Consider the following 23,398-nt stretch of genomic DNA (forward strand, 5'->3'; position numbering starts at 1 on the left):
GCGGCGATCGCGGAGCGCACGGATGGACCGGGTTCGCCTGACCCGCGCCGAGCGGCGCGATGCGACGCGCGAACGCCTGATCGACGCCGCGCGCGCGATCTTCGCGGAGAAGGGGTATGCGGCCGCGAGCGTGGAAGACATTGCCGCGGCGGCCGGGCATACGCGTGGCGCGTTCTACTCGAACTTCCGCGGCAAGGCCGACGCGCTGTTCGAGCTGCTGCAGCGCGATCACGGCGAGGCTGCCGCGGCATTGCAGCGGATCGTCGGTTCGCATGACCCGGCCGACGACGCGCAGCACGCGATGCTCGCGTACTGGCGAAGGGGCACGACCCGCTCTGCAGCGCGCCTGATGTGGCTCGACGCGCAGCTCCAGGCAGCGCGCGATCCGCGGTTCCGCGCGCGCTTCGGCGCGTTGCTGCGCGAGCGGCAGGCGCTCGCGGCCGCGTGCATCGACGCGTATGCGGCGCGGGCCGGCGTGTCGCTGCCGTTGTCTGCGCCGGTGCTGGCGCTCGGCCTGACCGCGCTGTGCGACGGCTTGCAGTCGTGCGTCGCGGCCGACGCGCGAAGCATGGCCGACGCGCTGGCCGACGCGGTGCTGGTCGGCTTCGTCACGCACACGGTGTTCGACCGCGTGCGCGGATGAAGGCGCGAAGAAGCGGCGGCCGTGCGCTGTCGTGTGCGTGTATGAAGGCCGAAAGCCGATTGTCATGACGGGCCGGCGGCGGGCGGCGACATACATTCGATCATGCAGACGAAACAGGGAATACCCCGTCTTTTTCTTTTCTTTATTTTTGTCATGATGACCTAACATAGTCATCATGTTCTACTGGTGGCCGGCGATGAAGGCGAACCGCCGGCCGTGGCTGAACGAATCGGGAGATGAACGATGGATGCAATGACGCGCAAGGCGTTCTTCGAGGACGGAGCCGTGCTCGTGGAAGGGGTGCTCGACGACGAACAACTCGCGCAATGCCGCGCGGTGTTCGACTGGGGGATGGAGAACCCGGGGCCGATGGCGACGACGCTGCTCGACGGCACCGAATACAAGTCGCACAACGACAACGCGAACCCGTATGCGAAGGCGCGGCTCGACGCACTGGTCGGCACGCTGCCGTTCGGGCAGTTGTTCGCCGACCTGTGGGGCTCGAAGCACGTGTGGTACTTCGCCGAAGAGCTGTTCATGAAGGCCGGCGGCAAGAGCGCACGCTCGCCGTGGCACCAGGACACGTCGTACCTGCCGTGGCAGGGGATGCATTTCGGCAACGCGTGGATCAGCTTCGAGCACGTACCGAAGCGCAATGCGCTCGAGATCGTGCGCGGCTCGCATCACGGTGTGCGGCATGACGGCACGACGTTCCAGAACGCCGACGATCCGACCGACCCGTTGCATGGTGGCGACGTGTGGCCGCGCTTGCCGGACATCGAGGCCGAGCGCCGTGCGGCGCCGGATGCGTACGACATCCTGTCGTGGGAAACGAAACCGGGCGACGTGCTGCTGCTTCATCCGGGCGTGCTGCACGGCGGCGGCGCGGTCGACGCCGATTTCCCCGATCGCCACACGCTCGTGCTGCGCTTTTTCGGCGACGACGCGGTGTTCAGTCCGCTGCCGGACGAAAGCCGCTCGGGATTCACGCCGGCCGGCGTGCTGTTCGTCGAGGAACTCGCCGCGCTGAAGGCCGGCGATCCGTTCCGCGCGCCGTGTTTCCGTCAACTCGTCTGAACCGGGAGATTTTCATCATGACAGCCACTCCGAAGCGGCAATCGATCGTGCCGGCAGCGTTCCAGCCGTGGTACGACGCGTACCACTTCTCGCCGGCGACGCGCGTCGGCGACACGATCTGGGTGTCGGGCCAGGTCGGCCTCGACGCGCAGATGCAACCGGCCGACGGCGTGCAGGCGCAGGCGCGGATCGCGTTCGAATGCCTGAAGACGATTCTCGAGGAAGCCGGCGCGAGTCTCGCTGACGTCGTCGAACTCACGACCTTCCATACGGATCTGCAACGCGAGACCGAAGGCTTCGCCGCGGTCAAGGACGTGTATTTCCCCGACCGTTACCCGTCGTGGACGGCGGTCGGCGTCACGCAACTGGCGCTGCCGGGGCTGTGCGTCGAGATTCGCGCGGTGGCAGTGGCCGGGTCCGGCAAGGGCTGACGGAAGGCACGAGGGTTTTTCGCCGATTCTGCGTTCCATTCGAATCGCAGTCCTGACGAAAAATACCGCAATGGCAGTCGAGCGGCAAGCGATCGGCCGGAGAAACCCCGGCCGGTGCGACCAGGTGCGACGTCGTCGTCGACTGACGGCGACGATCGAAACAAACGAGGTTTCGTCCGGAACGGGCGAGCGAAGGCGGAGCAGCAAGGAGAACCATGATGAAGAAGCATCGTTTCTGGACCACGTCCGCGATCGCGGCCGCTGCATGTGTCGCGATCGGCACCGCCGTCGCGGCGGACGATCTGACGCCGGCCGGCGCCGACCGCTCGGCGAGCAAGGACGGCGCGGTGCCGGCTTATGCGGGCAAGCAGTCGCCCGACGCCGGCTGGGAGTGGGGCAAGGTGCGCGGCGATTTCTGGAAGCATCGCAACGAGAAGCCGCTCTACTCGATCGACGCGGCGAACGTCGACAAGTATGCGGACAAGCTGTCGCCCGGCCAGGTCGCGCTGATCAAGCAGAAGAAGGGCTACCGGATGGACGTCTATCCGTCCCATCGCGAATGCCAGTTGCCGGATGCCGCCGAGCAGAACTCGAAGGCGAACCTCACGGCCGCGAAGCTGGATGCGAGCGGCGAGAACCTCGCCGCGGCCGCGTTGCCCGGCGTACCGTTTCCGCAACCCAAAAGCGGCATCGAAGCGATCCTGAACTACGAGATGCGCTATCGCGGCGAAGGCGTCGAATGGGCGCAGGTCGTCACGAGCATTTCGCCGCGCCCCGGCAGCAGTGAATGGATCGACGCGGTCGGCCCGCAGACTTTCTACTTCCCGTCGGCCAAGCTCGGCAAGACGTCGCCGCAGGACGTCGACCAGTTGAGCGCCGCCGTCTACTTCCAGATGAACTCGCCGGCCGCGCTGGCCGGGCAGGCCTTCGTCCAGCGGCAGTACTTCAACAAGGACTCGGAGACCTACTACTACTTCCCGGGCCAGCGCCGCGTGCGACGCATGCCGGCCTATACGCACGACGCGCCGTTGATCGGCTTCGAGAACCAGTACCTGATCGACGAGGCCAACATGATCAACGGCTCGCTCGACCGGTTCAACTGGAAGCTGGTCGGCAAGAAGGAAATGCTCGTCCCGTACAACGCGTTCGGCATGTACCGGTTCAAGAGCAAGCTGCACGACGTCGCGACGCCCGACGGCCTCGCCGCGGCGAACCGTCGGTACGAGACGCACCGGGTGTGGGTCGTCGAGGCGACGCTGAAGCCGAGCGCGCGACACGTCGCGTCGAAGAAGGTGTTCTATCTCGACGAGGACAGCTGGCTTGCGCTCGTCGGCGAGGACTACGACGCGCAGGGCAAGCTGTGGAAGGTGCGGGAAAGCTACCCGATTCCGGTGTGGGAGCTCGGCGGCACCTGCGACAACGAACCGCTCGCGCAGTACGACATGATCAACGGCCGCTACGTGTTCGATGCGTCGTCGATCGGCCAGGGCAAGGACATTCGCTGGTTCGGTCAGGCCGACGATCCGCGCTTCAAGCAGGATTTCTACACGGCGGAATCGCTGCGCTCGGTCAGCGAACGTTGACGGAGACCGGCTGACGGATACAAGGGCCGGCGCGCGCAACGATCGTGCGCCGGCATCGAACAGGGGTGGAGGCGGATCATGGAACCGGCACGGTTATTCAGGAATACTACGATATCGTTGGCGATGGCGGGCGCCGCGACGTCGAGCGCGTATGCGTACGATTTCACGGCGGGCGGCGGCGCCGTGCAGGGCTCGTGGGTGACGAACCTGACGGCGGGAGCCGGCATCCGGACCAAAAACCCGAGCTGCTCGCTCACCGGCGATCCGAACGCGTTCGGCTGCGGTGCGGGCGCGAACACGAACCAATGGGGCTACGCGGACGACGGCGACCTGAATTATCGCAAGGGCCAGCCGTTCAGCACCTACGTCAGCGCGACCAGCGAGCTGCTGCTGAAGATGCCGGGCGAAGGGTTGAAGTTCATGGTGCGCGGCACGGGCATGTACGACTTCATGGCCAGGAACACGAATCGCACGCCGTTGTCGAGCACGGCGGCCGCGCAGGTCGTCTACAACGCGCAACTGCTCGACCTGTGGGCGCAGAAGGATTTCACGATCGGCGGGCGCAACGCGCACGTGCGGCTCGGCAACCAGGTGATCAACTGGGGCGAGAGCATGTTCGCGCAAAGCGGCATCAACGCGACGAACTCGATCGATGCGCAGAAGCTGCTGATTCCCGGCTCGCAGCTCAAGCAGGCGCTGCTGCCCGCGCCGATGGCGAGCTTCGCGGCCGACCTCTCGCACGGGTTCAGTACCGAGGCGTATTACCAGTTCCAGTGGAACGGCAACCGCTATCCGCCGGTCGGGTCGTACTGGTCGGTGACGAACGGTTTCGGCCGCGGTGCGGAGCCGTTCACGATCAACACGAACAACCTGAACGTGACCGGGCCGAGTGCGGGCACGATCGCCAACGCGATCGGCGGACCGGGCGCGGCCGGCAACCAGGACACGCTCAACGCGATCAGGAACGGGCTCGTGAACGGCGCCTACGCCGGGCCGCCGTTCAACGACATCGGCCTGCCGAGCACGACGACCCTGCCGGCGAAATACCGGCCGCAGTTCGGCGTGAAGTTCAACTACTCGCCGCGCGCGTTCGACGCGAACTTCGCGTTCTACTACCTGAACTACACCGACAAGTCGCCGGTGCTCGCGTCGCTCGCGAACGGCACCGAGCAATGGTCGTATCTCGGCCGGCGCCAGTTGTTCGGCGTCAGCGCGAACTTCGGCGTCGGGCCGTGGGCGATCGGCACCGAATTGTCGTACCGGCCGCGCGATGCGGTCGCGCTGTCGGGGTGCTACGGCGCGGGCGGCCCGCTCGACCTGAACACGAACGGCGTGGCCGGCGTGGACTGCCAGCAATGGGTCGACAAGAAGAAGTTTCAGTACGACATCAACGGATTGCTCGCGCTCACGCGCAGCGAGTACCCGTTCCTGAAGCTGCTCGGCGCCGATTCGGCCGCGCTGACGTGGGAACTGACGTGGATCTACTACCCGGGGCTGAGCTCGAGCGGCGTCACGCGCACGGTTGGCGGGCAGACCGTCACGCAGGTGCCGCAGACCGGCTACCTGCCGTGGCTGAACAACGGGTCGGCGGCCGGCTATCCGATCGGGATGGGCCAGGGCACGTCGAGCTCGGTGGGCGCGACGATCGACTTCAACTGGACCTATGACGGATCGCTGATTCCAGGCTGGCAGGTCACGCCGGGCGTGACGTTCTCCGACGGCCTGTACGGCTACACGCCGACCTTCACCGCGAATTACATGCAGGGCGCGAAGTCGCTGAACGTCTACGTGCTGTTCAACCAGAACCCGCCGAACTGGCAGGCTGGCATCAACTTCACCGCGTTCTGGGGCGGCCACAACACGGTGGGCCAGCCTTATGCGGACCGTAATTTCGTCGGCTTGTTCGTCACGCGGAATTTCTGACGGCGGCGGATGGCAAGCGGCAGGTGGCAGGTGGCGTACGCCACCGGAATACATGAAGGGGTAACGTCGTGCTCAATCGTCTGGTCAGTCGCCTGGAAAGGCTTTTCTTCGGTCACCGCGCGATCGTGCTCGCGGCGATCGCGTTGTTCACCGTCGCGATGGCCGTGTTCGCCGTGCAACTGCGCATGGATGCCGGCTTCGACAAGCAGATGCCGATCGGGCACGAGTACATCCGCACGTTCCAGCAATACCGCAACGACCTGCTCGGCGCGAACCGGATCACGGTGGTCGTGCGCGCGAAGCACGGGTCGATCTGGTCGAAGCAGGGGCTGACGCGGCTGTACGACGTCACGCAGGCCGTCACGTACCTGCCGAACGTCGACCGGATCGGCGTGCGCTCGTTGTGGACGCCGAACGCGTTCGTCAACGAAGTGACCGACGAAGGGTTTCGCGCCGAGCCGATCATTCCCGGCACGGTGACGCCCGACCAGTTGACGCCCGACATCGTGGCGCGCGTGCGCCGCGCGACGACGCTCGGCGGCTACGTCGGCACGCTCGTGTCGCACGGCGAGGACAGCGCGATGATCACGGCCGAGCTGAACGAGCGCGACAGCGCCGGCAAGGTGCTCGACTACGTCGCGTTCAATCGCCTGCTCGAAGACAAGATCCGCAAGCCGTTCGAGGATGCCGGCTACGAGATCCAGATCATCGGCTTCGCGAAACAGATCGGCGATATCGCCGACGGCGCGACGGCCGTGCTCGGCTTCTGCGCGATCGCGCTCTTGCTGACCACGCTTGCGGTGTACTGGTACTGCCATTCGGTGCGCTTCACGGTGCTGCTGGTCGCGTGCTCGCTCACGTCGCTCGTGTGGCAGTTCGGCACGTTGAAGCTGCTCGGCTTCGGCCTCGATCCGCTCGCGGTGCTCGTGCCGTTCCTCGTGTTCGCGATCGGCGTGTCGCATGGCGTGCAGCAGGTGAACTTCATCGTCCGCGAGATCGCGCACGGGCGGAGTTCGTTCGATGCGGCGCGCCACAGCTTCAGCGGCCTCTTGATACCTGGCGTGCTCGCGCTGATCACCGCGTTCGTGTCGTTCATCACGCTGCTGCTGATCCCGATCCCGATGGTGCGCGAACTGGCGATCACCGCGTCGCTCGGCGTCGCGTACAAGATCGTGACGAACCTGATCCTGCTGCCCGTCGCGGCATCGTGCTTCAACTTCACGAAAATCTATGCGGACGCTTCGCTGAAGCGCGCGCAGCAACGTGCGAAGCCGCTGCGCGTGCTCGCACGCGTGGCGGAGCCGAAGGTCGCGGGCGTCGCCGTCGCGCTGACGGCGGCTATCTTCGCGCTCGCCGCGTGGCAGAGCCGCGACCGCGTGATCGGCACGCTGCAGCCGGGCGCGCCGGAGCTGCGCGCGGACGCCCGCTTCAACCGCGACGCGACGTCGATCGCCGGCAACTACGACATGGGCCTCGACTGGCTGACGGTGGCAATCGAATCGACCGGCAACGCGTGCGACAACCCGGCGGTCGGGCTGTACGAGGACGACTTTTCGGCCGCGATGAGGACCGAGCCGGGCGTCGTGTCGGTGCAGTCGTATTCGGCGATGCTGCGCGCATACAACCAGGGCTACAACGAGGACTTCCCGAAGATGAACGTCGTGCCGATCGCGCCCGAGAACTACGGCGCGGTGTCGGTCGACGTGTCGCGCCTGAAGGGCTTCATGAGCCGCGACTGCGGGATGACGGCCGTGCACCTGTACCTGACCGATCACAAGGCGACGACGATCAACCGCATCCTCGACGACGTGAAGCAATACCGTGCATCGCATCCGTTCCCGGGCATCGCGGTGCGGCTGGCCGCCGGCAACGCGGGCGTGCTCGCCGCGACCAACGACGAAGTCGAGAAGAGCGAGCTGCCGATGATGCTCTACGTGTATGCGGCGATCCTGGTGCTCGTGTTTCTCGCCTATCGCGACTGGCGCGCGATGCTCGCCTGTTGCGTGCCGCTGTCGGTCGCGACCTTCATCGGCTACTGGTTCATGAAGGAACTGCAGATCGGGCTGACGGTCGCGACGTTGCCGGTGATGGTGCTGGCGGTGGGGATCGGCGTCGATTACGCGTTCTACATCTACAACCGGCTGCAGGTGCATCTCGCAGGCGGACAGGACATCGTGAAGGCCGTGCAGCACGCGATGCTCGAAGTGGGCGTCGCGACGATCTTCACCGCGATCACGCTGGCGATCGGCGTCGCGACGTGGAGCTTCTCGGCGCTCAAGTTCCAGGCCGACATGGGCAAGCTGCTCGCGTTCATGTTCATCGTGAACCTGGTGATGGCGATGACCGCGCTGCCCGCGCTCGCGTCGCTGCTCGAGCGCTGGTTTCCGCGCCGCAAGCCGGCTCGCGCACCGGGCCTGTTCAGCCACTGAAGCCGACGAACATTCCGACGGAGATCCAGTCATGGTCAAGACCTTTGCTGTGTGTGGCGCCCTTTGCGTCGTGGCGACAGGCTTCGCACGCTTCCACGAAACGGTTGCGCAACAGCCTGCGCCGGCCCACGCGTTCGCGACCGACGTGAAACGCGTCAGCGTGCGCCACGCCACGGGTGACGAAACGGCTGCGTCGCCGTCGTCGAACGACGGCGACGCCGGGCGTCAGACGGCGGCCGAGCAGGGTGCCGACAAGCCCCCGGCCGTCGCGCTCGGCGTCGCGCATGCCGGCTGGTCGGTGCTGTTCAGTCACTGATGCCCGCGCACACCATCACGGAGGTTCATCGATGATCAAGACACTCGTTGCCTGCACCGCGCTCTGCGCGGCCACCGCGGCCGTTGCGCAACCGCAGGACGGAACGGTGGCGGCCTGGGCCGCGAAACCCGCGCATGCATGGGCCGCGCCGACGCACCGGATGCTGATGGACGCGGCGCGCGCCGGCGCGCGGATCGTCGCGGTCGGCGAGCACGGCATCGTGCTGCTGTCCGACGACGACGGCAAGACCTGGCGGCAGGCGCGACGCGTGCCGGTATCGGCGACGCTGTCGGCCGTGTCGTTCGCCGACGCGAAGCACGGCTGGGCCGTCGGCCAGTGGGGGGCGATTCTCGCGACCGACGACGGCGGCGACACGTGGATCACGCAGCGGCTCGATACGTCGGTCGATCAACCGCTGTTCTCGGTGCTGTTCACGAACGCGCGCGACGGCATTGCCGTCGGCCTGTGGTCGCTGATGCTGCAGACGCACGACGGCGGCAAGACGTGGGCGCGCACGACGCTGCCGAAGCCGCCGGGCGGCGGCAAGGCCGACCGCAATCTCTATCACGTGTTCGCCGACGCCGCGCAGGCGCTCTACATCGTCTCCGAACAGGGGATGGTGCTCAAGTCGGCCGACGGCGGCGCGAACTGGACCTATCTGCCGACGGGTGGCAAGGGGACGTTGTGGTCGGGCGTCGCGACGCCGGACGGGCGGATCGTGGTGGGCGGGCTGCTCGGCAGCCTGTTCGAGAGCCGCGACGGCGGCGCGACGTGGGCGGCGCAGCACACCGGCACGCGCAGCTCGATCACCGATCTCGTCGCGACCGGCGGCGGCCTGACCGGCGTCGGGCTCGACGGCCTCGTGCTGACGCAGCGCGTGGCCGGCGGCCCGTTCGACGTCGTGCAGCGCGCGGATCGCGCGACGCTGACCGCCGCGCTGATCGACGCGCGCGGCAAGCCGGTGCTGTTTTCGCAGGACGGCGTGCTGGCCGCGCCATGAGTCGAATCGATCGATAAAAACGAGGAAGCATGGAGCATTCGAAATGAAGCGCAAGGACAAGCCGGACATGCAGGCCCGGCGGCGGATATTGCGCGCCGCGGCCGCGGGCGCCGCGTCGCTCGCGGCCGGCGAGGTGTCGTTCGCTGAAGGCGCGGCGTCGGCATCGGCCGATCGCGGTGTGTTCGATGTCGTCGTCATCGGCGCCGGGCTCGCGGGGCTGACCGCCGCGCGCGACCTGAAGCGTGCCGGATGCGAATCGTTCGTCGTCGTCGAGGCGCGCGATCGCGTCGGCGGGCGGACCTACAACCACGATCTCGGCCGTGGTGTGGTGTCCGAAGCCGGCGGCCAGTGGATCGGCCCGGGGCAGACGGCGATCGCCGATCTCGCCCGCGAACTCGGCGTCGATACGTTCCCCACGTATTACGCGGGCAAGACCGTCGTGCTGGCGGGCGACACGCGTGTCGCCCAGGATTTCCACGGCGGCTCGGGCGGCGACGACGCGATCGGCGCGAAGCTCGGCGCACTCGCACGCGGCGTGCCGTCGCGCGAACCGTGGACCGCGCAGCACGCGGCGGAGCTCGACAAGCTGACCTACGGCGACTGGCTGCTCAAGCAGGGCGTGACCTACGAGGACGGCTACTTCCTCGGCCTCGCGGCAAAGCTGTCGCTCGGCGGCGCGCCGGCGCAGATCGGGTTGCTGCACTACCTGTCGATGATCAACAGCGCCGATTGCGACTACGCGAAGCTCGAATCGACCAAGGGCGGCGCACAGGAAACGCGCTTCGTCGGCGGCTCGCAGGTGTTGAGCCTCCGGATGGCGAGCGAACTCGGCGCGAAGGTGCGACTGTCCTGCCCGGTGCGCAAGATCTCGGGCTGGGATCGCGACGTGGTCGCCGTGCAGACCGATCGCGGCGTGCTGCGCGCGCGGCGCGTGATCGTCGCGCTCAACCCGGCGCTGTGCCAGCAGATCGCGTTCGATCCGCCGCTGCCGGAAGGCCGCGCGCAGTTGCAGCGGAACTGGCCGGCGAATGCGCCGATGCGCAAGACGGTGCACGTGTACGACCGGCCGTTCTGGCGCGACGGCGGCTACAACGGACAGATCTTCGAAGTCGGCGGCCCGGTGTTCATGGCGTACGACAACTCGCCGCCGGACGGCTCGGTGGGTGTGCTCGCCGCGTTCGTCGCGCCGGGCGCGCTGCCGGCCGAACCGAAGGCGGCCGAACGAACGCTGTCGGCCATCTTTGCCCGCGCACTCGGCGACGAGGCGCTGCATCCGACGCAGTTCCACGACTACGACTGGGGCCGCGTCGATCTGTGGACGCTGCAGTGCATCCACCCGCTGCCGCCCGGCTTCTGGACGAAATGGGGCAAGTTTCTGCGCCCGGAAGTCGGCCGGCTGATCTGGTCGGGTACCGAGACGGCCGACCTGTGGCCCGGCGCGATGGACGGCGCGGTGCGCGCCGGGCATCGCGCGGCGTTGCAGGCGCTCGGCAAGCTGGCCGGCCGCGGCGGGGAGGCCTGAATGAAACGAACCTGGATGATCGGCGCCGCGCTGTTGTTGGCGGGCGGTGCGGCGGCCGGCGTGCTGTACGGCCCGAACCTCGTCGACGGCATGCGTTACCAGAAGGCGATGGCCGCGATCGGCGAAGCCGACAAGGCCAACGGCGGCGCGTGGCCGCAGGCTCAGGAGACGTGCTTCTTCTGCCACGGCGCGCATGGACAGTCGCAGAACGCGTGGTATCCGTCGCTGTCGGGCCAGCCGGCCCCGTATATCGCCGCGCAACTGCGCGCGTTCGCCGCGGACCAGCGCCGCAACGCGTACATGGGGCCGCTTTCGCGCGAACTCGACGACGCGAAGATCGACGCGCTGGCGACCTACTTCGCGCGACAGGCGCCGGCGCGCAACGAACCCGTGCCGGCCGACGCGGCGCTCGACAAGCGCGGGATGGCGCTGGTCGACGCGCGAAGCTGCCGCGCGTGTCACGGCGCGGCGCTGACGGGCAAGGACCCGGCGCCGCGTCTTGCCGGCCAGGGGCAGCTTTACCTGGAAGCGCAACTGACGGCGTTCCGCTCGGGCGAGCGGCACGATCCGACCGGTGCGATGAACGCGTTGGCCGCGACGTTGTCGGGCGACGACACGCGTGCCGTTGCGCACTATCTGGCCGGCCTGTCGCCGGACGGGGCGGCCAGATGATGCGGGAAAGGCGTGAGGGCCGGGAATACCCTGCCTTTTTCTTTGCCGCTTACTTTGTCATAGTGACCTAAGATTGGTAATGTGTTCTACAAAAGGACGCGCCGGATACGAAGCAGCAGTACCCGACCTCGAACCGAACCGGTTCTCGACAATTCACGTTTCAGGAGACAAGCATGGCTAAGCACCCCGTCGTCGTTTATGGCGCAAGCGGTTACACCGGCATGTTGATCATGGACTGGCTGATCGACCAGAACATCCCGTTCACGGCGGTCGCGCGCAATGCGGCCCGCGCGAAGGACATGATGGCGCAGCGCGTCGTGCGGCTCGAATCCGCGCAATACGAAATCATCGAAGCGGAGCACGACGTCGATGCGCTCGTGAAGGCTTTCCGCGGTGCGAAGGTGGTGTGCAACACGGTCGGGCCGTTCTCGAGCTTCGGGCTCGTCGGCGTCGAGGCCGCGCTGAAGGCCGGCTGCCACCACCTCGATACGACCGGCGAACAGTCGTATATCCGTGCCGTGCGCGACGAATTCGGCGAGCAGTATCGCCAAGCCGGCCTGCTGGTGTCGTCGTCGAACGCCTACATGTACACGTTCGCCGAGATCGCCGCCGAGCTCGCGCTCGAAACGCCGGGCATCGATGCGCTGGAGACGGCCACGCTGACGCGCGGCCCGCGCGGTGCGGCCGGCGTGAGCATCGGCTCGACCGCGACGATCTTCGACGGCGCCCGCCACGAGTCCTGCTACCTGTGGGAGAAGGCGCTCGTGCCGCACGCCGCGGACGCATCGTTTACCGTCGCGACGCCCGAGCTGATGCAGCCGGTGTTCTGCCTGCCGTGGGGCGGCACGTCGCTGCCCGTCTATTTCGAGCACGATGCGCGCGTGCGCAGCTGCATCTCCTGCGTGGGCTTCTACGACAACAACGTGATGAAGCTGGTGCACCAGTTCGGGCAAAAGTGGGAAGCCGAATACAAGCACCTGCCGCGCGAACAGCAGGACGAGGTGCTGAAGCAGGTCGTCGCGTCGACCACGCCGACGATGCCGCCGCGCGAGCGCACGACGATCCAGCGCAGCGTCGATGTCGCGATCGGCCGCGGCCAGCTCGCGGCGGTGCGCGCGACCGTGCACGGCGTCACGCCGTACATCTCGACCGGCGCGATTCACGCGGCCGGCGTGCTCAAGCTGCTCGACGGCGACACCGCGCGCACGGGCTTCGCGTCCGGCTCGAAGGCATTCGGTCATCGCTACCTGCTCGGCTTCCTCGAACAGCGCGGGCTCGCGCGCGCGACGGTCACGCAGCTGTGACGGCCGCCGTCGCACCGGTACAGACCCAACGGAACTTGTGACATGGCCATTATCGATTTCTACGACCGCGGGTGGCGGCTCAATCCCGACGGCATCGCGTACATCCAGGACGAGCGCAACTACACGTTCCAGGAGATCGGCGAGCTGTCGTGCCGCATCGCCAACGGCTTGCTCGCCGCCGGCTTCGCGAAGGAGGCGAAGGCGGCGGTGTGGGCCGACAACGACGTGATCGGCTGGAGCTGCGCGCTCGGGATGTGGCGCGCCGGGCTCGCGTACATCCCGGTGAACGGCCGCAACGCGGTGGCCGAGAACCAGTACGTGCTCGATGCGTTCGACTGCGAAGTGCTGTTCTTCCATCAGGCGTTCGCGGCCGCGATCGATGCGCTGCGGCCGAGCCTGCCGAGGATCCGGCTGTGGGTGTGTCTCGACGCCGACCTGCCGTGGGCGCCGTCGCTGGCGGCGTGGAGCGAGCGCCAGCCGGCGACGCCGCCGGTCGTCGATTACGCGATGGACGACGTCGTCGCGCTGTCGGCCACGGGCGGCACGACGGGTGCGCCGAAGGGCGTGATGAACACGCATCGTTCGCTGCAGACGTACTTCGCGCAATTCATGATCGCGATGACGTACGACGATGTGCGCCCCGTGAATCTCGCCGCGGCGCCGATGACGCACACGGCCGGCATGATGTCGCTGCCGTGCACCGCGCGCGGCGGCACGGTGGTCGTGCTGCCGAAGCCGGACCCGGCGTTGCTGCTCGGCGCGATCGTCAAGCATCGCGTGACCGAGTTCTTCCTGCCGCCGACCGTAATCTACCGGCTGCTCGATATCCCCGGCATCGAGCAGGTCGATTTCTCGTCGCTGCGCTACTTCCTGTACGGTGCCGCGCCGATGTCGGTCGAGAAGCTCAAGCGCGCGATCGACGTGTTCGGCCCGGTGATGACGGGCGGCTACGGGCAGACCGAGGCGCCCGCGTCGATTTCGTACCTGACGCCGGCCGAGCATTTCGTCGACGGCAAGCTTGCGCCCGACACGCGACTCGCGTCGGTCGGCCGCCCGAATCCGCTGGTGCGCGTCGAGATCGTCGGCGAGCGCGGCGAGTTGCTGAAGCAGGGCGAGACCGGCGAGATCTGCGTACGCGGCGATCTCGTGATGAAGGGCTACTACCGCGCGCCGGACAAGACGGCCGAGACGATCGTCGACGGCTGGCTGCACACCGGCGATATCGGCCATCTCGATCGCGATGGCTATCTGCACATCACCGACCGCAAGAAGGACATGATCATCAGCGGCGGCTTCAACGTCTATCCGAGCGAAATCGAGCAGGTGATCTGGGCGCATCCGGCCGTGCAGGACTGCGCGGTGATCGGCGTGCCCGACGACAAGTGGGGCGAGGCCGTGAAGGCGGTCGTCGAGCTCAATGCCGGGCAGCAGGTGAGCGCGGAAGAGCTCGTCGCGCTGTGCAAGGAGAAACTCGGCTCGGTGAAGGCGCCCAAGAGCGTGGACTTCGTCGCCGCGCTGCCGCGCAGCACGGCCGGCAAGGTGTTGAAGAAGGACCTGCGCGAACGGTACTGGCAAGGCCAGCAACGCAGGATCTGAACCTGCTTCATACGGATTCCATACGATGAGCAACATCTACATCGCCGGCATCGCGATGACCGTGTTCGGCCGGCATCTCGAGCGCAACCTCGACGACCTGGCGAGAGAGGCGCTGCAGCGCGCATTGCGGGACGCCGGCTGCCATGCCGACGCGATCCGCGCCGCGTTCTACGCGGGCATCACCAACGGCGCGCTGCAAGGGCAGCTGTCGATTCCCGGTCAGGTCGTGTTCAGCAAGATCGGCCTCGAAGGCATCCCGGTGTTCAACGTCGAGAATGCGTGCGCGTCGGGCAGTACGGCCGTGCACCTCGCCGTGCGGCAGTTGCAGTCGGGCGCATGCGACGTCGCGCTCGCGCTCGGCGCGGAAAAGATGAACGTCGCGGACAAGGCGAAATCGTTCGCGCTGTTCGAGGCCGGCTGGGACGTGTCGCGCGTCGACGAGAATTTCGCGATGCTCGCGCGGCTCGGCGAAGGGATCGAGCCGCCGCCCGGCTCGGAATCCGACCGCCCGTACAGCCGCTTCATGAAGATCTACGCGGCGCTGTGCCGGCATCACATGCACACGTACGGCACGACCCAACGGCAGATCGCCGCCGTGTCGGCGAAGAACCACGGGCATTCGGTGCACAACCCGTACTCGCAGTTCCGCCAGCCGTTCACGATCGACGAGGTGCTGGCGGCCGCTCCGATCACGTACCCGATCACGCTGCCGATGTGCGCACCGCTGTCGGATGGCGCGGCGGCCGCCATCCTCTGCACGGAAGAAGGGCTGGAACGCATCGGCGCCGACCGCAGCCGCTGCATCCGGATCGCCGCGAGCGTGATCCGCAGCTTCACGCGGCGGCGCATCGACGAGCCGCACAAGCACATCGGCCGGCTCGCCGCATTCCAGGCGTACGAGCAGGCCGGCGTGGGGCCGGAGGACATGGACGTGGCCGAAGTGCACGACGCGTCGGCGATGGGCGAAATCATCCAGGCCGAGAACCTCGGCTTCGTGCCGTTCGGCGAAGGCGGACCGGCCGCCGAGCGCGGCGAGTTCACGCTCGGCGGGCGCATCCCGATCAACACGTCGGGCGGCCTCGAATCGAAGGGGCATCCGCTCGGCGCGACCGGCATCGGTCAGTTATACGAACTGGTCACGCAGTTGCGCGGCGAAGCGGGCGCACGGCAGGTGGACGGCGCCCGCCATGCGATCCAGGAGAACGGCGGCGGCTTGCAGGGCGTCGAAGAGGCGGCACTGGCGATTCACATTCTCAGCAGGGATTGACGGAGACGGACATGGGCGACGCACACGGCGCAATGGCGCTCGGGCAAGTGGCGCAGACAGGGCGGACGACGCGACCGGCGTCGGGCGGGGTCGGTGCGGCAGCGGCGATGCAGGCGGCGGGCACCGATGCGGGCGGGGTGCTCGTGCGCTGGGGCGAGGAAATGCGCGCCGACGCCGCGTTGCGGAAATATCGTCCCGTCGGCGGCTGGATCGAACCGCCCGAGCGCGCGCAACCGGCGCTCGAAGGCGACGTGCAGGCGGACGCGATCGTCGTCGGCGCCGGCTTTGCCGGCCTGTCGACCGCGCTGGAGCTGGCCGCGCGCGGTGCGAGCGTCGTCGTGCTCGAGCGCGGGTTCGCGGGCTTCGGCGCGAGCGGGCGCAACGCCGGCTATCTCGCCGGCGGCCAGGGGCTCGAATACGAGCTGTTTCTCAAGCGGGTCGGCCACGAACAGGCGAAGCGGATCGTGGGCTTCTACGACGAAGGCGTCGCGTACGTCGAACGCAAGCTCGCCGAATACGCGATCGACTGCGACTACCGCGCGTCGGGCATCATTCGCGCGGGCGTGCATCCGTCGCAGGAAAAGCGCCTGCGCGAGAGCATGGCCACCGGGATCGAACTCGGCTCGCCTGCGGAGTTTCTCGATGGCGCGGCGATGCGCGAGCGCGGGATTCCGCCGGCGTTCCTGTTCGGCGCGTACGTGCCGGGCGGCGGCACGCTCGATCCCGGCAAGTACGTGACGGGCTTGCGGCGGGCTGCGCTGGCGGCCGGCGTGAGACTTTACGAGAACACCGCGCTGCTCGGGTTCGACGCGGGCGAGACGGTGCGCGTGCGCACCGCGCGCGGCAGCGCGAGTGCGCCGGTGCTGGTGCTCGCGACCAATGCGTACACGCCGCAACTCGGCCTGCTCGGCGACAAGGTGATGCCGCTGCGCGTGTCGGCGCTCGAGACCGAGCCGCTGTCCGACGCGCAGCTCGAGACGCTCGGCTGGCCGAATCGCGAGGGCATCGTCACGCCGCATCTGACGATGGAAAGCCACCGCCTGACCGCGCGCAACACGCTGTTGCTGACGACCAAGCGGCTGCACTACGTATACGGCTCGCAGACGCCGAACGTGCCGGACGGCGACACGTATCGCGCGCTTCTGAAGACGCTGCACGCGCGCTTTCCGCAACTCGGCGACGTGCCGGTGCGTGCTTGCTGGAGCGGCTACATCTCGTTCGCGGGCGATGCGTTGCCGGTGGTCGGCGCGGCCGGCGCGCACGGCAACGTGTTCTACACGGCCGGGTGCTCGGGGCATGGCGTCGGCACGCAATCGCTGATCGGCCGCGTGCTGGCCGAGCGCATTCACGACGGGCGATCGCCGCTGCTCGACGCGTTGACGCACAAGACGCCGTCGGTGCCGCCCGAGCCGCTGCGATGGTGTGCGATGACCGCGATGCTCGGCGTCGCGAACCTGCTCGACGAACGCGTGAATCGCAAGGTGCGGCCGATGTAGCGGCGCATGCGGTCGTCGCGACGCGAAAACGCGCATCCGGCCGGGCCACCCGACGGAAGGGGCGGCTCGATGGAAAATGCAGCTCGCATCGGGTATAGTCGTTGGCGCTCCGTAAGGGACGGAGCGTCCATTCGACGAAGCCGAAACGCCCTCTTCACGACGAACACGATGACAGTGTCCAACGAGCCGCGCAGCACGAAAAAGCGACGCACCTCGACTCCCGCCGCCGCAGCCGGCAACACCGACGGCTTGCGGGCGCAGGGCCTGCGCACCCGCAACACGATCATTCGCGTCGCACGCAAGCTGCTGCTCGACGGCGGCCCGCTGGAATTCTCGCAGCGCGCGGTTGCCGCGGCCGCCGGCATCAGCGTCAGCAATCTGCAGTACTACTTCCCGACCCGCATCGCCGTGTTGCGGGCCGTCATCGAACCGGTCATCGACACCTATCTCGACGACATGAAGCGCGCGATGAGCAGCGAAGCGTCCCCGCGCGACGTGTTCGAAGAGATCATGCAGCGCTCGATCGCCGATGCGAAGGATGCCAAGTACAACGCACTGTTCCGGCATTTGCTGTCGTTTGCGGCTACCGATGCCGAATGTTTCAAGCTCTACGACGAGTGGTACACGACGCTGACGCGCGACCTCGCGCAACTGCTGCGCGCCGTCAATCCGGCGTTCAGCGCGGCCGACAGCCGGCATGCGGCGACGATGCTGATCGCGCTGGCCGACGGCCTCGCAATGCAGTACGGCACCGGGCGGCTGACGCAGGCGCTCGATGCGTATTTCCTCGCGACGTCGCGCGCGATCGCCTACGGCACGCTGACGGGGCCGGCCGGCAAGTAACCGCACGCGCCTGCAGCGGCCAAGCGAACCGGGACAGGGGAATACCCTGTCTTTTTTTTGCTTCCTGTGTTTGTCATGATGACCTATGTTTGGTATGTGTTACTAGATGTGGGATGGCCGGGCGCGTCCGCTGCCGGGCCGACATGATTCGAGTCCAGGAGGAGAACGGAGATGATTCGTCTGAACAAGTCCGCGGCGCTGCCCGCGGTCGGCATGACCGGCTTCGAGACGCCGCTGAGCGAAGAGGAAAGCGCAATCCAGCACACGGTTCATCGTTTTGCGCGCGACGTGCTGCGGCCGATCGGCCGCGAGCTCGACCGGATGACGGCGGAGGACGTGATTGCCCCCGGCTCGCCGTACTGGGCCGCGATCGTCGAGAGCGCGAAGCTCGGGCTCGATCCGCAACTGATCGCGCAGTTTCCGCCGGAGACGGCCGTGCGCATCGAGTCGTTGATCGGCGAGGAGCTCGGCTGGGGCGATTCGGGCCTCGCCGTGTCGATCGGTGCGGCCACGATGCCGTTGATGATGGCGCACACGGTCGGCAACGCCGAACTGATCGAGATGTGCGCGGGCAAGGTCGGCTGCTGGATGAACACGCAGCCCGATCGCGGGTCGGATGCGGCGATCCTGTATCGGCAGGAGCTCGCCGGGAACGGCCGACAGCCGGTCGGCAACGTGACCGCGAAGGTCGGCGCCGACGAGATCGTGATCAACGGGCAAAGCTCGGCGTGGATCTCGAACGGCTCGGTCGCGCAGGTCGCGCTCGCGTACATGGCGGCCGACTACGGCGACGGCTTCTACGGCGAAGGCGAGCGCAGCGCGTTCACGAACGGCATCGCGATGATCCTGCCGCTCGATCTGCCCGGCGTGTCGCGCGGCAAGCCGCTCGACAAGATCGGCCAGCGCGCGTTGCCGCAGGGCGAGATCTATTTCGACAACGTGAAGGTGCCGAAGCGCTTCGCGGTCGCGCTGAAGGACGACTATCTCGGCAACCTCGCATCGACGTGGTCGTATGCGGGCACGCACATGTGCCAGGTGTTCGTCGGCGCGGCGCGGGCCGCGTTCGAACTGGCGCTCGCGTATTGCCACGAGCGCAAGCAGGGCGGCGCGCTGCTGATGGATCACCAGATGACGCACCTGCGCATCGGCGAGATGCTGCGCCGGCTCGAAATGGCGCGCGCGATCGCGCGCCGCAGCCTCGCGTTCTCGCGGATGTCGCCCCAGAGTCATCCCTATGCGACCGCGCAGGCGAAGGTCAGCGTGACCGAGGAGGCGATGAAGATCACGCACGAGGCGTTTCAACTGTTCGGCGGCAACGGCACCACGCGCGAATTCCCGATCGAGAAGCTGTTCCGTGACGTGCGTTCGGCCCTGATCGAGGATGGCGAGAACTACATCCTCGCGTCGCGTCTCGGCGTGCTGGCAGGCCAGCTTTACGAGAACGGATGGACGCGCGAATAAGCGGGGGCCGAACGGGCCGCGCGGCCGGGCTTTCCGTTGCGGCTTACTTTCGCGTGTAAAGAAGACACGGCGGCCGGATCGGCCCGCTGGAACGGAACGCGCGTGCCCATGCAGCGGCACGCGCGTCCGGACTCAGATGCGACCGAGCAGCACCAGTATCACGACAATGACGACGATCAGCCCGACGGTCCCCGACGGCCAATAACCCCAGCTTCGGCTATGCGGCCATGCGGGAAATGCTCCGATGAGCAACAGAATCAGAACGATGATGAGGATCGTACCGAGCATCGCATCCCTCCTGGATTTATTCGACACGGTGTGCGCCGACGCAATTCGCGTGCCGCGCCGGCGTGCAGGTGAAAGCCGGCGCAAGCGCATTGTCTGAATCCTGTGAATTCATGCGATGAATACCGGTCAATTCAGAAAATAAATTTCAAAAATGCATGCCCGGTCGCTATGCTGGGCCTTCGGTTTCCCTCGGGCGAGCGCAATGGCTGAACTCTTTCTGGTACGGCACGGGCAGGCGTCGTTCGGCACCGACGACTACGACCGGCTGTCCGCGGCGGGCGACCAGCAGGGCGTCTGGCTCGGCGAATACTTCGCGCGGCAGGGCCTGACGTTCGACCGCGTGATCTGCGGCACGATGAACCGCCATGCGCAGACGGTCGCCGCGATCCTGCGCGGAATGGGCCGCGAAGGCGTCGCGGTCGACCGCCATCCGGGCCTGAACGAATACGATTTCCACGGGCTGTTCGCCGCAGCCGCCAGCGACTATCCGGAGATCGCGCGGCTCGCGGCCGGCTCGATGAAGGAACACTTCCGCGCGCTGCGGCAGGTGCTGCACCTGTGGACCGAGGACAAGCTCGGCGACGCGGCCCCCGAAACCTGGGCCGATTTCCAGCAGCGCGTGGCCGACGCGCGCGCCGCGATCCGCCACGGCGGCGGCCAGCGCGTGCTGGCGGTGAGTTCGGGCGGCCCGATCGCGGTCACCGTGCAGCAGGTGCTCGCGGCGCCGCCGTCGAGCGCGATCGCGCTGAACCTGCAGATTCGCAACAGCAGTCTTTCGCAGTTTTTCTTCAACGCCGACGCGTTCCATCTCGCGTCGTTCAACGGCATCCCGCATCTGGAGGATCCCGAACGACACGCGCTGCGGACCTACGGCTGACCCACGAACGATCGCGACGATGACGAACCCTTCCCCGCAACTCGACGTAGCCCGCCTCACGCGCTATCTGGAAACGCATGTGCCGGGCTTCGAAGGCCCGGTCGACATGGAGAAGTTTGCCGGCGGCCAGTCGAATCCGACTTTCCTGCTGAAGGCGAAGAGCGGCCGCTACGTGCTGCGCCGCCAGCCGCCGGGCGAACTGCTGAAATCCGCGCACGCGGTCGACCGCGAATTCCGCGTGCTGCGCGCGCTGTCGGGCACCGCAGTGCCGGTCGCGCATCCGTATCACCTCTGCGAAGACCGCGACGTGATCGGCAGCCTGTTCTACGTGATGAGTTTCGAGGATGGCCGGATCTTCTGGGATCCCGCGCTGCCGGAACTGCCGAAGGCCGAGCGCGCGACCTGCTACGACGCGCTGCTGCAGACGATGGCCGCGCTGCACGACGTCGATGTCGACGCGGTGGGCCTCGCCGACTACGGCCGCCCGGGCAACTACTTCGAACGCCAGATCGGCGTGTGGACGAAGCAGTATCGCGCGGCCGAAACCGGGCGCCTCGACGCGATGGAGACGCTGATCGACTGGCTGCCCAAAGCGTGCCCCGAGGACACGGGCCGGCCGGCGCTGGTGCACGGCGATTTCCGGATCGACAACCTGATGTTCGCGCGTGACGGCTATCGCGTGCAGGCCGTGCTCGACTGGGAACTGTCGACGCTCGGCAACCCGCTCGCCGACCTCGCGTATTTCTGCATGTGCCTGCGGCTGCCGTCCGGCGGGCAGGTGCGCGGGCTGGCCGGCCAGGATCGCGCGGCGCTCGGCATTCCTGACGAAGCGGCGATCGTCGCGCGCTACTGCGAGTTGCGCGGCATCGCGCCGATCCGCGACTGGCACTTCTACCTCGCATTCAGTTTCTTCCGGCTCGCGGCGATCGCGCAGGGCGTGAAGGCGCGCGCGCTGCAGGGCAACGCATCGAGCGAGCAGGCGCTGCGCGTCGGCGAAATGGCCGGCTGGCTGGCCGAAATGGCCGTCGGCGCGATCGACGCGCATCGCTGACGGCGCCGCGAAGCGCTACGAATTGCCGCGAAGCGCCGCACGGCGACACGACATCCCAATCAATGGAGGAGCACAGCAACATGGCAACGAACCTGTTCGACCTGACGGGCAAGATCGCACTGGTGACGGGCGCGAGCCGCGGCATCGGCGAGGAAATCGCGAAGCTGCTCGCGCAGCAGGGCGCGCACGTGATCGTATCCAGCCGCAAGCTCGACGACTGCCGGGCCGTGGCCGATGCGATCGTCGCGGCGGGCGGCCGCGCCGAGGCGCTGGCGTGCCACGTCGGGCGTCTGGAGGACATCGCCGCGACGTTCGAGCATATCCGCGGCAAGCACGGCCGCCTCGACATCCTCGTGAACAACGCGGCCGCGAACCCGTATTTCGGGCACATCCTCGATACCGATCTCGCCGCGTACGAGAAGACCGTCGACGTGAACATCCGCGGCTACTTCTTCATGTCGGTCGAGGCCGGCAAGCTGATGAAGACGCACGGCGGCGGCGCGATCGTCAACACGGCGTCGGTGAACGCGTTGCAGCCGGGCGACCGGCAAGGCATCTACTCGATCACGAAGGCGGCCGTCGTCAACATGACGAAGGCGTTCGCGAAGGAATGCGGGCCGCTCGGCATCCGCGTGAACGCGCTGCTGCCGGGCCTCACGAAGACGAAGTTCGCGGGCGCGCTGTTCGCCGACAAGGACATCTACGAGACGTGGAAGGCGAAGATTCCGCTGCGCCGCCACGCGGAGCCGCGCGAAATGGCCGGCACCGTGCTGTATCTCGTGTCGGATGCGGCGAGCTACACGAACGGCGAATGCATCGTCGTCGACGGCGGCCTGACGATCTGAGCGCGCGATGAAACTCGACAGCTACGCCGGGCAGGCCGTGATGATCACCGGCGCCGCGAGCGGCTTCGGCGCGCTGCTCGCGAGCGAACTCGCCGCGATGGGTGCGCGGCTCGCGCTCGGCGACCTGAACGGCGAGGCGCTCGAGCGCGTGGCCGCGCCGCTGCGCGCGGCCGGCGCCGACGTGATCGCGCAGCGCTGCGACGTGCGCGTCGAAACGGACGTCGCGGCGCTGGTGCATGACGCCGTCGCGCGTTTCGGGCGGCTCGACGTCGGCATCAACAACGCTGGCATCGCACCGCCGATGAAGGCGCTGATCGATACCGACGAGGCCGATCTCGACCTGAGCTTCGCGGTGAACGCGAAAGGCGTGTTTTTCGGGATGAAGCATCAGATCCGCCAGATGCTCGCGCAGCGCGAAGGCGTGATCCTGAACGTCGCGTCGATGGCCGGGCTCGGCGGCGCGCCGAAGCTGGCCGCGTATGCGGCGTCGAAACATGCGGTGGTCGGGCTCACGAAGACGGCCGCGCTCGAATACGCGCGCCATGGCATCCGCGTGAATGCGGTGTGCCCGTTCTACAGCACGACGCCGATGGTCACCGACGGCGATATCGGCGAGCGCCAGGATTTTCTCGCAAAGGGCTCGCCGATGAAGCGGCTCGGCCGGCCCGACGAAGTCGTCGCGGCGATGCTGATGCTGTGCGCGAAGGAAAACACCTATCTGACCGGGCAGGCCGTCGCCGTCGACGGCGGTGTCTCGGCCTTCTGAACCGAACG

At 67.4% G+C, this 23,398-nt stretch carries 21 protein-coding genes; 20 read left to right on the forward strand and 1 reads right to left on the reverse strand.

What is annotated here, in order from left to right; translation table 11 throughout:
- Positions 1–22: 22 nt before the first annotated feature.
- The 16 genes from WS54_RS00460 to WS54_RS00535 all read left to right on the forward strand — a co-directional run bounded on the left by WS54_RS00460 (position 23) and on the right by WS54_RS00535 (position 19,563).
- The gene (locus WS54_RS00460; protein WP_059786389.1) at positions 23–643 is read left to right on the forward strand and encodes a TetR/AcrR family transcriptional regulator; all 621 of its coding nucleotides are present in this window, start codon (positions 23–25) and stop codon (positions 641–643) included.
- Positions 644–886: 243 nt separating this feature from the next.
- Complete coding sequence (locus tag WS54_RS00465; protein ID WP_059786393.1) at positions 887–1,720, forward strand: phytanoyl-CoA dioxygenase family protein; 834 nt, start codon at positions 887–889, stop codon at positions 1,718–1,720.
- A 17-nt stretch (positions 1,721–1,737) separates the two neighbouring features.
- Complete coding sequence (locus tag WS54_RS00470) at positions 1,738–2,151, forward strand: RidA family protein (RefSeq protein WP_059786396.1); 414 nt, start codon at positions 1,738–1,740, stop codon at positions 2,149–2,151.
- A 215-nt stretch (positions 2,152–2,366) separates the two neighbouring features.
- Positions 2,367–3,734: a DUF1329 domain-containing protein gene (locus WS54_RS00475; RefSeq protein WP_034205733.1), complete on the forward strand. Its 1,368-nt coding sequence runs from the start codon at positions 2,367–2,369 to the stop codon at positions 3,732–3,734.
- Between the two features lie 78 nt (positions 3,735–3,812).
- Positions 3,813–5,657, forward strand: a complete 1,845-nt coding sequence (locus WS54_RS00480) for a DUF1302 domain-containing protein (RefSeq protein WP_059786398.1) — start codon at positions 3,813–3,815, stop codon at positions 5,655–5,657.
- A 68-nt stretch (positions 5,658–5,725) separates the two neighbouring features.
- Complete coding sequence (locus WS54_RS00485) at positions 5,726–8,086, forward strand: efflux RND transporter permease subunit (RefSeq protein WP_059786401.1); 2,361 nt, start codon at positions 5,726–5,728, stop codon at positions 8,084–8,086.
- Positions 8,087–8,117: 31 nt separating this feature from the next.
- Positions 8,118–8,402 carry a hypothetical protein gene (locus WS54_RS00490; RefSeq protein WP_059786403.1) on the forward strand — a complete coding sequence of 95 codons (285 nt, stop codon included), beginning with the start codon at positions 8,118–8,120 and terminating at the stop codon, positions 8,400–8,402.
- A 31-nt stretch (positions 8,403–8,433) separates the two neighbouring features.
- Positions 8,434–9,402 carry a WD40/YVTN/BNR-like repeat-containing protein gene (locus tag WS54_RS00495; protein WP_059786405.1) on the forward strand — a complete coding sequence of 323 codons (969 nt, stop codon included), beginning with the start codon at positions 8,434–8,436 and terminating at the stop codon, positions 9,400–9,402.
- 43 nt (positions 9,403–9,445) lie between these two features.
- A complete protein-coding gene (locus tag WS54_RS00500; RefSeq protein WP_059786408.1) occupies positions 9,446–10,924 on the forward strand; it encodes a flavin monoamine oxidase family protein in 1,479 nt (492 codons plus the stop codon).
- The gene (locus WS54_RS00505) at positions 10,925–11,596 is read left to right on the forward strand and encodes a c-type cytochrome (RefSeq protein WP_059786409.1); all 672 of its coding nucleotides are present in this window, start codon (positions 10,925–10,927) and stop codon (positions 11,594–11,596) included.
- Positions 11,597–11,769: 173 nt separating this feature from the next.
- Positions 11,770–12,900 carry a saccharopine dehydrogenase family protein gene (locus WS54_RS00510; protein WP_034205726.1) on the forward strand — a complete coding sequence of 377 codons (1,131 nt, stop codon included), beginning with the start codon at positions 11,770–11,772 and terminating at the stop codon, positions 12,898–12,900.
- Positions 12,901–12,942: 42 nt separating this feature from the next.
- Positions 12,943–14,496: an AMP-binding protein gene (locus WS54_RS00515; RefSeq protein WP_059786412.1), complete on the forward strand. Its 1,554-nt coding sequence runs from the start codon at positions 12,943–12,945 to the stop codon at positions 14,494–14,496.
- A 25-nt stretch (positions 14,497–14,521) separates the two neighbouring features.
- Positions 14,522–15,763, forward strand: a complete 1,242-nt coding sequence (locus WS54_RS00520; protein WP_059786415.1) for a thiolase family protein — start codon at positions 14,522–14,524, stop codon at positions 15,761–15,763.
- 11 nt (positions 15,764–15,774) lie between these two features.
- Complete coding sequence (locus tag WS54_RS00525) at positions 15,775–17,259, forward strand: NAD(P)/FAD-dependent oxidoreductase (protein WP_059786418.1); 1,485 nt, start codon at positions 15,775–15,777, stop codon at positions 17,257–17,259.
- Positions 17,260–17,427: 168 nt separating this feature from the next.
- A complete protein-coding gene (locus WS54_RS00530) occupies positions 17,428–18,102 on the forward strand; it encodes a TetR/AcrR family transcriptional regulator (protein ID WP_179949056.1) in 675 nt (224 codons plus the stop codon).
- Positions 18,103–18,273: 171 nt separating this feature from the next.
- Complete coding sequence (locus tag WS54_RS00535) at positions 18,274–19,563, forward strand: acyl-CoA dehydrogenase family protein (RefSeq protein ID WP_034205721.1); 1,290 nt, start codon at positions 18,274–18,276, stop codon at positions 19,561–19,563.
- A 132-nt stretch (positions 19,564–19,695) separates the two neighbouring features.
- Here the strand turns inward: WS54_RS00535 and WS54_RS00540 are convergent, their stop codons facing one another.
- Positions 19,696–19,851: a DUF3309 family protein gene (locus tag WS54_RS00540; RefSeq protein ID WP_006483086.1), complete on the reverse strand. Its 156-nt coding sequence runs from the start codon at positions 19,849–19,851 to the stop codon at positions 19,696–19,698.
- Positions 19,852–20,053: 202 nt separating this feature from the next.
- On the opposite strand from WS54_RS00540, the gene WS54_RS00545 reads away from it, so the two are divergent.
- The 4 genes from WS54_RS00545 (at position 20,054) to WS54_RS00560 (ending at position 23,390) form a co-directional block, all read left to right on the forward strand.
- Positions 20,054–20,728 carry a histidine phosphatase family protein gene (locus WS54_RS00545; RefSeq protein ID WP_059786423.1) on the forward strand — a complete coding sequence of 225 codons (675 nt, stop codon included), beginning with the start codon at positions 20,054–20,056 and terminating at the stop codon, positions 20,726–20,728.
- Positions 20,729–20,747: 19 nt separating this feature from the next.
- Positions 20,748–21,779 carry a phosphotransferase gene (locus WS54_RS00550; protein WP_059786426.1) on the forward strand — a complete coding sequence of 344 codons (1,032 nt, stop codon included), beginning with the start codon at positions 20,748–20,750 and terminating at the stop codon, positions 21,777–21,779.
- A gap of 80 nt (positions 21,780–21,859) precedes the next feature.
- Positions 21,860–22,624 carry an SDR family oxidoreductase gene (locus WS54_RS00555; RefSeq protein ID WP_034206284.1) on the forward strand — a complete coding sequence of 255 codons (765 nt, stop codon included), beginning with the start codon at positions 21,860–21,862 and terminating at the stop codon, positions 22,622–22,624.
- Between the two features lie 7 nt (positions 22,625–22,631).
- Positions 22,632–23,390 carry an SDR family NAD(P)-dependent oxidoreductase gene (locus tag WS54_RS00560; protein WP_034205718.1) on the forward strand — a complete coding sequence of 253 codons (759 nt, stop codon included), beginning with the start codon at positions 22,632–22,634 and terminating at the stop codon, positions 23,388–23,390.
- Positions 23,391–23,398: the final 8 nt, after the last annotated feature.

The sequence above is a fragment of the Burkholderia sp. NRF60-BP8 genome (assembly GCF_001522585.2).
GTDB lineage: Bacteria > Pseudomonadota > Gammaproteobacteria > Burkholderiales > Burkholderiaceae > Burkholderia.

What these genes read in the sequence shown, in the direction of transcription:
- WS54_RS00460 (WP_059786389.1), top strand. Translation starts at nt 23, where the DNA reads ATGGACCGGGTTCGCCTGACCCGCGCCGAGCGGCGCGATGCGACGCGC.
- WS54_RS00465 (WP_059786393.1), top strand. Translation starts at nt 887, where the DNA reads ATGGATGCAATGACGCGCAAGGCGTTCTTCGAGGACGGAGCCGTGCTC.
- WS54_RS00470 (WP_059786396.1), top strand. Translation starts at nt 1,738, where the DNA reads ATGACAGCCACTCCGAAGCGGCAATCGATCGTGCCGGCAGCGTTCCAG.
- WS54_RS00475 (WP_034205733.1), top strand. Translation starts at nt 2,367, where the DNA reads ATGATGAAGAAGCATCGTTTCTGGACCACGTCCGCGATCGCGGCCGCT.
- WS54_RS00480 (WP_059786398.1), top strand. Translation starts at nt 3,813, where the DNA reads ATGGAACCGGCACGGTTATTCAGGAATACTACGATATCGTTGGCGATG.
- WS54_RS00490 (WP_059786403.1), top strand. Translation starts at nt 8,118, where the DNA reads ATGGTCAAGACCTTTGCTGTGTGTGGCGCCCTTTGCGTCGTGGCGACA.
- WS54_RS00495 (WP_059786405.1), top strand. Translation starts at nt 8,434, where the DNA reads ATGATCAAGACACTCGTTGCCTGCACCGCGCTCTGCGCGGCCACCGCG.
- WS54_RS00500 (WP_059786408.1), top strand. Translation starts at nt 9,446, where the DNA reads ATGAAGCGCAAGGACAAGCCGGACATGCAGGCCCGGCGGCGGATATTG.
- WS54_RS00505 (WP_059786409.1), top strand. Translation starts at nt 10,925, where the DNA reads ATGAAACGAACCTGGATGATCGGCGCCGCGCTGTTGTTGGCGGGCGGT.
- WS54_RS00510 (WP_034205726.1), top strand. Translation starts at nt 11,770, where the DNA reads ATGGCTAAGCACCCCGTCGTCGTTTATGGCGCAAGCGGTTACACCGGC.
- WS54_RS00515 (WP_059786412.1), top strand. Translation starts at nt 12,943, where the DNA reads ATGGCCATTATCGATTTCTACGACCGCGGGTGGCGGCTCAATCCCGAC.
- WS54_RS00520 (WP_059786415.1), top strand. Translation starts at nt 14,522, where the DNA reads ATGAGCAACATCTACATCGCCGGCATCGCGATGACCGTGTTCGGCCGG.
- WS54_RS00525 (WP_059786418.1), top strand. Translation starts at nt 15,775, where the DNA reads ATGGGCGACGCACACGGCGCAATGGCGCTCGGGCAAGTGGCGCAGACA.
- WS54_RS00530 (WP_179949056.1), top strand. Translation starts at nt 17,428, where the DNA reads ATGACAGTGTCCAACGAGCCGCGCAGCACGAAAAAGCGACGCACCTCG.
- WS54_RS00535 (WP_034205721.1), top strand. Translation starts at nt 18,274, where the DNA reads ATGATTCGTCTGAACAAGTCCGCGGCGCTGCCCGCGGTCGGCATGACC.
- WS54_RS00540 (WP_006483086.1), bottom strand. Translation starts at nt 19,851, where the DNA reads ATGCTCGGTACGATCCTCATCATCGTTCTGATTCTGTTGCTCATCGGA.
- WS54_RS00545 (WP_059786423.1), top strand. Translation starts at nt 20,054, where the DNA reads ATGGCTGAACTCTTTCTGGTACGGCACGGGCAGGCGTCGTTCGGCACC.
- WS54_RS00550 (WP_059786426.1), top strand. Translation starts at nt 20,748, where the DNA reads ATGACGAACCCTTCCCCGCAACTCGACGTAGCCCGCCTCACGCGCTAT.
- WS54_RS00555 (WP_034206284.1), top strand. Translation starts at nt 21,860, where the DNA reads ATGGCAACGAACCTGTTCGACCTGACGGGCAAGATCGCACTGGTGACG.
- WS54_RS00560 (WP_034205718.1), top strand. Translation starts at nt 22,632, where the DNA reads ATGAAACTCGACAGCTACGCCGGGCAGGCCGTGATGATCACCGGCGCC.